General features: G+C 53.9%; 5 protein-coding genes. 3 read left to right on the top strand and 2 right to left on the bottom strand.

Translation table 11 applies throughout. The features are described 5' to 3' along the window. The coding region (locus tag AC06ND_RS07495) for a SusC/RagA family TonB-linked outer membrane protein (protein WP_475678368.1) at positions 1-1,716 on the bottom strand (1,716 nt) is incomplete at its 3' end. Positions 1,717-2,158: 442 nt separating this feature from the next. On the opposite strand from AC06ND_RS07495, the gene AC06ND_RS07500 reads away from it, so the two are divergent. After that, positions 2,159-2,479 carry a GNAT family N-acetyltransferase gene (locus tag AC06ND_RS07500; RefSeq protein WP_475678369.1) on the top strand — a complete coding sequence of 107 codons (321 nt, stop codon included), beginning with the start codon at positions 2,159-2,161 and terminating at the stop codon, positions 2,477-2,479. 3 nt (positions 2,480-2,482) lie between these two features. Here the strand turns inward: AC06ND_RS07500 and AC06ND_RS07505 are convergent, their stop codons facing one another. Beyond that, positions 2,483-3,694, bottom strand: coding sequence for an L-serine ammonia-lyase (locus AC06ND_RS07505; protein WP_475678370.1), 1,212 nt, complete (start codon positions 3,692-3,694; stop codon positions 2,483-2,485). A 96-nt stretch (positions 3,695-3,790) separates the two neighbouring features. Here AC06ND_RS07505 and glmS point away from each other — a divergent pair, with 96 nt between their 5' ends. Both glmS and AC06ND_RS07515 read left to right on the top strand, forming a co-directional pair. Next, entirely contained in the window at positions 3,791-5,641 is a 1,851-nt protein-coding gene (gene glmS, locus AC06ND_RS07510) for a glutamine--fructose-6-phosphate transaminase (isomerizing) (RefSeq protein WP_475678371.1), read from the top strand. Positions 5,642-5,650: 9 nt separating this feature from the next. Further along, positions 5,651-7,168: DUF4954 family protein (locus AC06ND_RS07515; RefSeq protein ID WP_475678372.1), on the top strand; the 1,518-nt coding region annotated here is incomplete at its 3' end.

A 7,168-nucleotide genomic window follows, 5' to 3' on the forward strand; every position in this document is an offset into this window, starting at 1 on the left:
ACGCTCGTAGATACCACCGACAGGGAGAACCGATACAGGGAGTGCGTAAGGGTTATCAGGATCGGTGTAGAGGTAAGGGTTCGCATTACGGATGGTCGAAGTGCTCATCTCGCGGTATGCGAGAGCCTGGTTCGAATCATCAAGGATGTAGTGCTCCTGTGAAGTATGGGTATACTTCGCTGCACCGATGGCGCTGAGCTCGAGACTCTTGAATGGGTTCCACTTGAGCTCGCCCTGGATACGGAAGTCAGTCACGTTGAGGTCGATGTAGTTGTTGTCGAGCTCATGCATGATGTTGAACTTTGCATAGTTACGAGTGTAGAACTCGTGTGGGTCGAGAGCACGTGAAGTGTTGAGCGCGTAAGAGTAAGGGTTGATATCGAAATCACGCTTTACCTCACCGGAAACGACGTCGGTAGTCTGACCGAGGGTTCCAGGAGCGCGCTGGTTACGATATGACGCGTTCGAGATGAGGTTGAAGGTAAGCTGGTCGAGGAACTTGTAAGAAGTGTTGAGGTTGGCGGTGTAACGCCTTACCTTCGACTGCTGAGTCCAACCTGGATCGTCCATGATTGAGAGTGAAGCATAGTATGTACCCTTGTCTGTACCACCTGAAGCACTGAGTGAGTGATTGTGCTGAGGTGCGAGAGAGAAGAGCATTCCGAACCAGTCGGTGTTCCTGTACTCTGCTGCGCGGAGGTACTCTGCGCGAGCCTCAGGAGTGTTCACGAGACCGAACTGACCCTGACTCTTGTCGTACTGGCCGATGAGCTGGTACATCTTACCATACACACCGCTGGATGAAGCATTCGCGGTAGAAGCGTAGGTAAGGTAACCCTTCTGCTCGAGTTCCTGGTAGATTTCCATCTGGTCCTGTGAGTTCATGATGTTGAAGGTCCTGTAGTTAGGCTTCAGACGCATGGTGAGCTCACCGGTATAGTTGACCCTAGTAGAACCTGACTTACCCTTCTTGGTGGTAACGACGATGACACCGGCCATCGCACGTGCACCGTAGATGGAAGTCGCAGAACCGTCCTTGAGGATGTCGAAGCTCTCGATATCGTCAGAGTTGAGACCTGCGATCGCAGAAGAGATAAGGGTGTTGGCATCACCGGAAGAAAGCTGGTCGGCGCTGACGTCGACAACATCTTCCATGATCACGCCATCAACGACCCAGAGAGGTTTTGATGAACCATAGATTGAAGTAGCACCACGGACACGGATCTTAGGAGCGGTACCGAAAGTACCTGACACGTTCTGGACTGACACACCGGCTGCCCTACCTTCGAGGGAGCGGCTGATATCTGCCATACCGTTGATCTGTGACTCTGATGCATCCACCTTTGTGGTAGATCCTGTGAAGAGGCGTCTGTCCATCTTCTGCATACCTGTTACGACAACCTGCTCAAGCATCTCAGAGTCCGGCTTGAGTGTGATGGTCATTTCAGGCTGGATTGCGACAGTCTGATCGAGATAACCCAGGAATGAGACGACGATCTCCTTTGCGGAGCTCGGTACGCTCAGGCTGAATTTACCGTCCAGATCAGTGACAGTACCAAGCTTGGTATTGCCTTTCACGAAAACGGAAGCACCGATTGCGGGCATTCCGTCATCTTCAGCGATTACGGTACCCTTGATGGTCTTGTTCTGGGCAAAAGCCACAGCCGAGACCATGAGCATCGCAAGCACTGTCAAAAAAAGTCTAGCCTTTTTCATTGGGCGATAATTATTAAAAAAATTGATATTGAAATTACAATTTCATTATAAAACACACTAGATGGATTACAAACCGTAACCCATATAGCAAAATCGGTATCACTTTTACGCGATTCCGTCAATAATACTTAAAAATACGGATTGCCAGATAAACACAACTACTTCAACAACAAGCATTTACGACGACCCAACAATCACGACAAAGATAATTAAAAAATTTTAAAATAACGAAAAGGGCGACAAAAAGTGTACATTTGTGCCATTAAATGTTCCAATCATGACCATTCGACGCAGCAAAATAGGCGATCTTCCGAAAATTCTCGAAATATTACACGACGGAAGACTCAGACAGATCGAAAGCGGGAACCTCAACCAATGGCCCGAAGGGTATCCTTCGGAAGAGAAGATGAGGGGAGAAATCGATCGCGGGGTATCCTATGTAATGGAAAAAGACGGCGAGATCGTCGGGGCGTTTTCCTTCATCCTCGGCGTGGATCCGACCTACCTCGAGATAGAGGGCGGACAATGGATCGAGGATACTCTCCCCTATGGCACGATACACCGTATCGCAGGAGTTCGCGGAGTCAAAGGCATAGCTGCGGAGTGCTTCGAATGGTGCTGGAGCCAGATCAGGAACCTACGTGCGGACACGCATGAGGACAATGCCGCGATGAAGCACTGCCTCGAGAAGGCCGGCTTCCGCTACTGCGGCATCATCCACATCGAAAGCGGCGCAGAGCGCGTCGCCTATCAGAAGATATAGGATTTATTTCCTCTTATTGTGGGAATAGTGCATTGCAAGGCCACCTGTACTGGTTTCCTTGTAAAGCGATGGGAGGTCGTGTCCCGTCTGCTTCATGACCTGCACGACCTCGTCGAAGCTGACGCTATGGACACCGTCGGAGAAGGTCGCATATATGTTGGAATCCAACGCACGGGCCGCCGCGAAGGCATTTCTCTCGATACACGGAATCTGCACGAGACCGCACACCGGATCACAGGTCATTCCGAGATGGTGCTCAAGTCCCATTTCCGCAGCGTACTCGATCTGACTGACAGTTCCGCCGAAAAGCTGGCAGGTAGCCGCAGACGCCATTGCGCATGCAACCCCGACCTCGCCCTGGCAACCCACCTCCGCGCCTGAGATCGACGCATTGGTCTTGACCACGTTTCCTATGATGCCTGCAGTTGCGAGAGCATGGAGCATCTTCTTGTCGCTGAAATCCCTCGTCTTCTGGAGATGGTAGAGCACGCCCGGAAGCACTCCGCATGAGCCGCAGGTAGGAGCCGTGACGATGGTGCCGCCGCCGGCATTCTCCTCGGAGACGGCCAGCGCATACGCGAACACGAGCGCCCTGCTCTGGAGATTGTTCTTGTAGCCGGTAGACTTTATGTAATACTTGGATGCTTTCCTGGAAAGATGGAGAGGTCCAGGAAGCACGCCCTCGTTCTCAAGGCCGTTCTCGACGGACTGCTTCATGACGCTCCACACTTCGTGGAGATAGTCCCAGACGTCATCATCCTCGCATTCGTCCACATACTCCCAGTACGAGCGACCGGTATCGCGGCACCAGTCCATGATGTCCTCGAGAGTCTCGAGCTTGTAGATGTCAGGGGTACTGCTGAACACGTCGTTCGCCGTTCCTTCGGAAAGGGCACCGCCACCTACGCTATATACAATCCAGTCCTCACTCCTGCGTCCTTCGGAATCGACGGCGACGAACTTCATTCCGTTGGTGTGGTAAGGAAGCACGATCTCCGGCTGCCAGATTATGTTCACATTGCCAAGTACGGACTCGATCGCCGCATCGGTGAGATGGCCTTTGCCCGTTGCCGCGAGACTGCCGTAGAGAGTGACCTCGAACGACTCCGCCTCGGGATGGCGTGACCTGAACATTTCCGCAGCCTTATGCGGCCCCATTGTATGGCTGCTAGAGGGGCCTTTACCTATTTTATATAGTTCCTTGAGTGATTTCATGCGGCAAATGTACCTCAAAAAATCGGAAAACAAATTATACGAAAATAACAGAAAGTTTTATATATTTGCCGAGTCTATTTGTAAAACTACAGAAAAATGTGCGGAATTGTAGGATACACAGGATATCGTGAAGCATATCCTATCCTAATCAAAGGACTCCACAGGTTGGAGTATCGCGGATACGACTCGGCAGGAGTCGCACTTCTCGACGAAAAATCAAAACTTAACATCTACAAGGCCCAGGGAAAGGTATCAGACCTCGAGGCATCCACCAGAGGCAAGAGCAGAGAGGGAAGCCTCGGAATCGCCCACACAAGATGGGCCACCCACGGACTCCCTACAGAGAACAACGCCCATCCCCACATCTCGGAAAGCGGCCGTCTCACCCTCGTCCACAACGGAATCATCGAGAACTACTCTACCCTTCGTGACCAGCTCAGGGCCAAGGGTTACCACTTCAGGAGCGAGACCGACACCGAAGTGCTCGTCCAGCTCATAGAATACATCATGGATACCCAGGGCACGGGAGTCGTCGACTCTGTCCGCCTCGCCCTCAACAAGGTCATCGGAGCCTATGCGATCGTGGTGATCGACAACCAGAACCCTGACACCCTCGTCGCAGCCCGAAAGAGCAGCCCGCTCGTGATCGGAGTCGGAGAGGGAAACTGCGAGTTCTTCATCGCCAGCGATGCCTCCCCTATCGCGGAATACACCAGCAAGATGGTATACCTCAGCGACGAGCAGCTCGCCGTTTGCACCAGGGGCGAAGAGCTCCAGGTTCTCACGCTCAGCAATGACGAGGTGGAAGTCAACGTGAAGAACGTGAAGCTTGACCTCAGCATGCTCGACAAGGGCGGCTACCCACACTTCATGCAGAAGGAAATCCACGACCAGCCTCAGTGCATCAGGGACTGCATGCGCGGAAGGATAGTGCTCGGAGGACGCAGGATAGTGCTCAGCGCTGTCACCGAGCACAGGGAGGAGCTCCTCGGAGCGCGCAGGATAGTGATCGTCAGCTGCGGAACCTCATGGCACGCAGGCCTCATCGGCAAGCAGCTCATCGAGCAGTTCTGCCGCATCCCTGTCGAGGTAGCATACGCAAGCGAGTTCAGGTATAGCGACCCAGTCGTGGACGAGAAGGACGTGGTCATCGCCATCTCCCAGAGCGGAGAGACTGCCGACACCCTCGCAGCCATCCAGCTCGCATCGCAGCGCGGCGCACTCGTGTACGGAATCGTGAACGCCGTCGGCAGCAGCATATCAAGGAATACGGATACGGGAACATACATCCACGTCGGACCGGAGATCGGAGTCGCCAGCACCAAGGCATTCACCGGCCAGGTGATGGTACTCTCGATGCTCGCGCTCGCACTCGCAAAGGAGAAGGGCACGATCAGCGACAACGAATACGCAAGCCTCATCGATGAACTCGCCGGAATTCCGGAGAAAATGGAGAAGGTGCTCGCCCAGGACGAGAAGATCAAGACCATCGCGCAGAAATACGCCAATGTCCACAACATGCTCTACCTCGGCCGCGGCGTAAACTACCCTGTCGCTCTCGAGGGTTCGCTCAAGCTCAAGGAGATCAGCTACATCCATGCGGAGGGCTACCCTGCAGCGGAGATGAAGCATGGCCCTATCGCCCTCGTGGACGAGGACATGCCTGTGGTATTCATCGCAACCCACTATGGTCTCTATCAGAAGATCGTCAGCAACATGCAGGAAGTCATCGCAAGGAAGGGCCGCATACTCGCGATCGTGACCGAAGGTGACGTGACCGTGAAGAACATGGTCGAGGAAGTCGTAGAGGTTCCTGAGGTAAGCAACTGCTTCTCCCCTCTCCTCACCGTGCTTCCGCTCCAGATGCTCGCGTACCACGTGGCAGTGGCCAAGGGTCTCAACGTGGATATGCCGAGAAACCTTGCAAAGAGTGTAACAGTCGAATAATATCTTAGAATGAACACATACAGACAGCTCGCGGAAAGCGAGATCGCAGCGCTTCAGGCTGCAGGATGCTCGGCAGAGGACTGGGCAAAGGTAAAGGTGGCTGACGGCTTCGACCCAGCATACGTCCGTAACGTACAGTTCAGCGGAGACATCTGCCTCGGCTCCACCGACAAGGTGTTCAGCCTCACCGGAGGAATGAAGAGGCACGCTTGCATCAAGGACGCAAGCCTCCACAACGTCACCGTAGGAAACGGCTGCTATATCGCCGGAGTCCACAATTACATCGCCAACTACGTCATCGGCGACGGCTGCTACATCGAGAATGTCGGCATCATCGCAGTGGACGGTGAGAGCACCTTCGGAAACGGAGTGCAGGTATCCGTGCTCAACGAGACCGGCGGCCGCGAAGTGACCATGTTCGACAAGCTCACCTCCCACCAGGCTTACATGTCGGCCCTCTACCGTCACCGCCCTGAATTCAACGCGAAGCTCGACGAACTCGTAGCAGCATACGTAGATTCTGTAAGATCAAGCGTCGGCACCATCGGCAACGATGTCATGATCGTGAACACCCAGGCCATACTCGACGTCAAGATAGGCGACAACGCCACCGTGGAAGGAGCCTCAAGGCTCAAGAACGGAACCATCTCATCGAAGGCTGAGGCTCCGGTGGAGATCGGACACGGAGTAGTATGCGAGGACTTCATCGTCTGCAGCGGCAGCTCGATAGAGGACGGCGCGATGATGACACGCTGCTTCATCGGACAGGCATGTAAGTTCGGACACGGATACTCTGCCAGCGATTCGCTCTTCTTCTGCAACTGCCAGGGAGAGAACGGAGAGGCTTGCGCCGTGTTCGCCGGTCCTTTCACCGTGACCCACCACAAGAGCACCCTGCTCATCGCAGGTATGTTCTCGTTCATGAACGCCGGTTCCGGTTCGAACCAGAGCAACCATATGTACAAGCTCGGCCCTATCCATCAGGGTACGCTCGAGAGAGGCGCGAAGACCGCTTCTGACTCTTATGTGCTCTGGCCATCGAAGATCGGAGCATTCTCGCTCGTCATGGGTCGCCACGTGAGCCACTCAGACACCAGCAACCTTCCATTCTCGTACCTCATCGAGAGCAAGAACACCACCTACCTCGTACCTGGAGTCAACCTCAGGAGCGTGGGAACCATACGCGATGCCCAGAAATGGCCGAAGCGCGACGGCAGGAAGGACAGCGAGAAACTCGACTGCATCAACTATAATCTCCTCTCCCCTTTCACCATCCAGAAGATGATGAAAGGTCTCCAGATCCTCAACGACCTCCGCCACTCAAGCGGCGAGCTCAGCGACATCTACTCATACCACAGCGCAAAGATCACAAATTCCGCTCTCCGCAAGGGTATAGAGTTCTACAAGATCGCAATCGACAAGTTCATGGGCAACTCGTTCATTTCGAGGATCCAGGACAAGGACGGAAACTTCAGCATTTCGAGCGAGGAGGAGCTCAGGTCAAGGCTCAAGCCAGACTCTCCTGTC

The organism is Candidatus Cryptobacteroides sp., from assembly GCF_056207615.1.